Here is a 2,728-nt window from a genome sequence, read left to right on the forward strand (position 1 = left end):
GCGCGCCGCCCCCCGCGGGGGGGGCCGGCCCGGCGCGCCGGCCCGCCTCCCGCCGCGGCCCCCGGGGGGCGGGGGGGGCGGCCAGTCCAGCGGGGCGAAGCGCAGCACCGGGATGCGGGCCAGGCCGAGGACGCGGTCCTCCAGCGTCACCGGCACCTCGATCTCGGGCGCCCCACCCTCGGCGGAGGGGCGCGAGAGCAGCGGCAGCACGGTGCGGGCCGTCGCCGCGGCGCGCCGGCCGCCCCGGCCGGCCTCGGCCAGCGTCCCCCGCGCCGCCGAGGCGCCGCTGATCCGCAGCGTGCCGGCGCCCATCGGCTGCAGCGCATCGTCGAGTGCCAGCGTTGCCGCGCCCTGGGCGCCCACGCTGCCCCAGCGCAGCGCGATCGCGCGCAGCTCCCGCGTGCCGCCGCCGTCGCGCCAGGCCTCCGCGCGCGCGGTCGGCGCGCGGCCGGGCGGCACCGGGCCGCTCACCCAGAGATCCGCGCCGCGCGCCTGGATGCTGCGGCCAAGCGCCGCGGCGCCGGGACCGATCGCCGACGGCAGCTCGACCCCTTCCGCCGAGAGCCGCAGCGCCAGCGCAGGCTCGGTCTCGGTCGCGGAGGCGCTGCCGGCCGCCGAGAGCGTCAGGCTGCGCACCTCCAGCCCGCCCCCGGGAGTGCCGATGCGCAGCCGCTCGCCAGTGAGCTCCGCCGCGCTTGGCGGGGTGTCGGGCTCGAGCGGCACGGTTGCGGTCAGCGTGTCGGCCGCGAAGGGGAAGTCGGTGGCGCCCAGCCGCAGGCGCTGCTGGCCCGGGAACTCCACGAACAGCCGGTCGAGCCAGGGCAGGCTGACCCGCAGCACCAGGGGCGTCGCGGTGAGGGCGATGCCGCCGGGCAGCGTCGTCGCGCCGCCTTCCAGCTGCACGCGCGCGATCGTCAGCGTGGCCGAGAACGGCCAGCCGCCGCGCACCGGCTCCGCATGCTCCACGCGCCATCCCTGGGCGCGGCGCAGCTGGACCCAGCTCTGCCAGCCCTCCTCCAGGCCGGTGGCCATGCTCCGCCACAGCGCCGCATGGCCGGCGGCCCGCGCCATGAGGCCGAGCGCGAGCAGCAGCAGCAGGCGGCGCGGCAGGCGCGCGGGGGGCTTCCGGTCCATGCTCGGCAGCCCTATAGCCCGGCTCCGCCCGCCCGTGCAGCCGCTCCCGCATCGCCTCGCCAAGCCCGACGACCCGCCGCTCGCGCCCGGCGGGCATATGTGGGTCTTCGCCTATGGCTCCCTGATCTGGCGGCCCGGCTTCGACCATGCCGGGCAGCATCGCGCCTTCCTGCGCGGCTATCACCGGCGCTTCTGCCTCTGGTCGCATCGCTATCGCGGCACGCCGGAGCGGCCCGGGCTGGTGCTCGGCCTCGATCACGGCGGCGCCTGCCACGGCGTGGCGTTCCAGGTTCCGGGTCGGCATGCGGCGGAGGTGCTGCGCTACCTGGACGACCGCGAGCTGCCGGACGGGGCCGAGCAGGTCTATCACCGCCGCCTGGTGCCTGTCCGCCTGCTGGATGCGCCGGGGCGGGTGGTGCCGGCGATCGCCTATGTCGCGAACCGGGCCTGCCGGCTCTACGCGCCGGCGCTGCCGGCCGAGCGCGCGGCGGAGGTCATCGCCCAGGGGGTCGGCCAGATGGGCGCGAACCGCGACTACCTGCTGAACACGCTGGAGCACCTGGCCGGGATCGGCGTGCGGGATGCCGGGCTGGCACGCATCGCGGCGCTGTTGCCGCCGCGGCGGGCGCGCGGCTGACAAATCGTCTGTCCACAGTCAAGCCCCGGGCGTGCCGCCATCCGGCGAAAGCCATCAAGTGGTAACATTGTCTTGGTTGCGGCGTGGCTGTCGGGCAACGTCCGATTCGGCAAAATCAGTAAAAACAGTAAGTTAGCAATCCGCGCCCGCTGTGGATGGTTACCGAAGTGTTGCGCTGCGACGCAAAAAACAAGCCTTTTGTAAGGCCTTGTCGAGTGCGGCTTCACCCTCTGGGCAGGTCGTCGCCCACAGATTTATCCACAGGCCGTGGGGATTCCGCCATCAGCCGGTCGGTCTCGGCTTCGATGACGGATTCCAGCGCCGGCAGCAACTTCGCGCGGGGCAGCCGCGGCGGCAGGGGCGGCAGCACGGAGATGCGGATGACCCCCGGCCGCTTGTGGAAGGCCCGCCTCCCCCAGACGCGGCCGCTGTCGGTGGCCACCGGGATCACCGGCGCGTCGGTCGCCCCTGCGATGGCCACCACGCCGGGCTGGTAGGGCACGCGCTCGCCGGGGGCGGTCCGCGTGCCCTCGGGGAAGATCACCACCTGCCGGCCCGCCGCCAGCGCCGCCTGCGCGGCCCGCAGCATCGAGCGCAGCGCCGGACCGCCGCCGCTGCGGTCCACCGGGATCATCCCGGCCCGCCTGGCGTGCCAGCCATAGAGCGGGATCGCCAGCAGCTCCTTCTTGAGCACATAGGCCGTGTCCGGCAGCAGCGCGAGCCAGACGATCGTGTCGAAGGCCGACTGGTGCTTGCAGGCCAGCACGCAGGCCCCGTTGGGGATATGCGCCATGCCGCGCAGCTCGAGCGTGACGCCGCAGATCACCCGCAGCAGCAGGACGACGGACCGCGCCCAGACGCGCAGCACCCACATCAGCGCGCCGCGCGGCGTCACGCTCGAGCTGCGCGGCATGGCGCATATCCCCAACGGGGCCTGCGTGCTGGCCTGCAAGCACC

General features: G+C 75.1%; 3 protein-coding genes. 1 reads left to right on the plus strand and 2 read right to left on the minus strand.

The features are described from left to right. On the minus strand, positions 1–1,134 hold a 1,134-nt coding region (locus AC1MIR_RS05485; RefSeq protein WP_480027178.1), incomplete at its 3' end, for a DUF2125 domain-containing protein. Positions 1,135–1,168: 34 nt separating this feature from the next. Between AC1MIR_RS05485 and AC1MIR_RS05490 the strand changes: the two genes are divergently transcribed. Next, on the plus strand, positions 1,169–1,771 hold the full coding sequence (locus AC1MIR_RS05490; RefSeq protein ID WP_480027179.1) for a gamma-glutamylcyclotransferase: 603 nt from the start codon (positions 1,169–1,171) through the stop codon (positions 1,769–1,771). Positions 1,772–1,994: 223 nt separating this feature from the next. Here AC1MIR_RS05490 and AC1MIR_RS05495 read toward each other — a convergent pair whose 3' ends face one another. Further along, entirely contained in the window at positions 1,995–2,684 is a 690-nt protein-coding gene (locus AC1MIR_RS05495) for a lysophospholipid acyltransferase family protein (RefSeq protein ID WP_480027180.1), read from the minus strand. Between the last annotated feature and the right edge of the window lie 44 nt (positions 2,685–2,728).

Source organism: Falsiroseomonas sp. RANM36 (assembly GCF_056682175.1).

What these genes read in the sequence shown, in the direction of transcription:
- AC1MIR_RS05495 (WP_480027180.1), bottom strand. Translation starts at nt 2,684, where the DNA reads ATGCCGCGCAGCTCGAGCGTGACGCCGCGCGGCGCGCTGATGTGGGTG.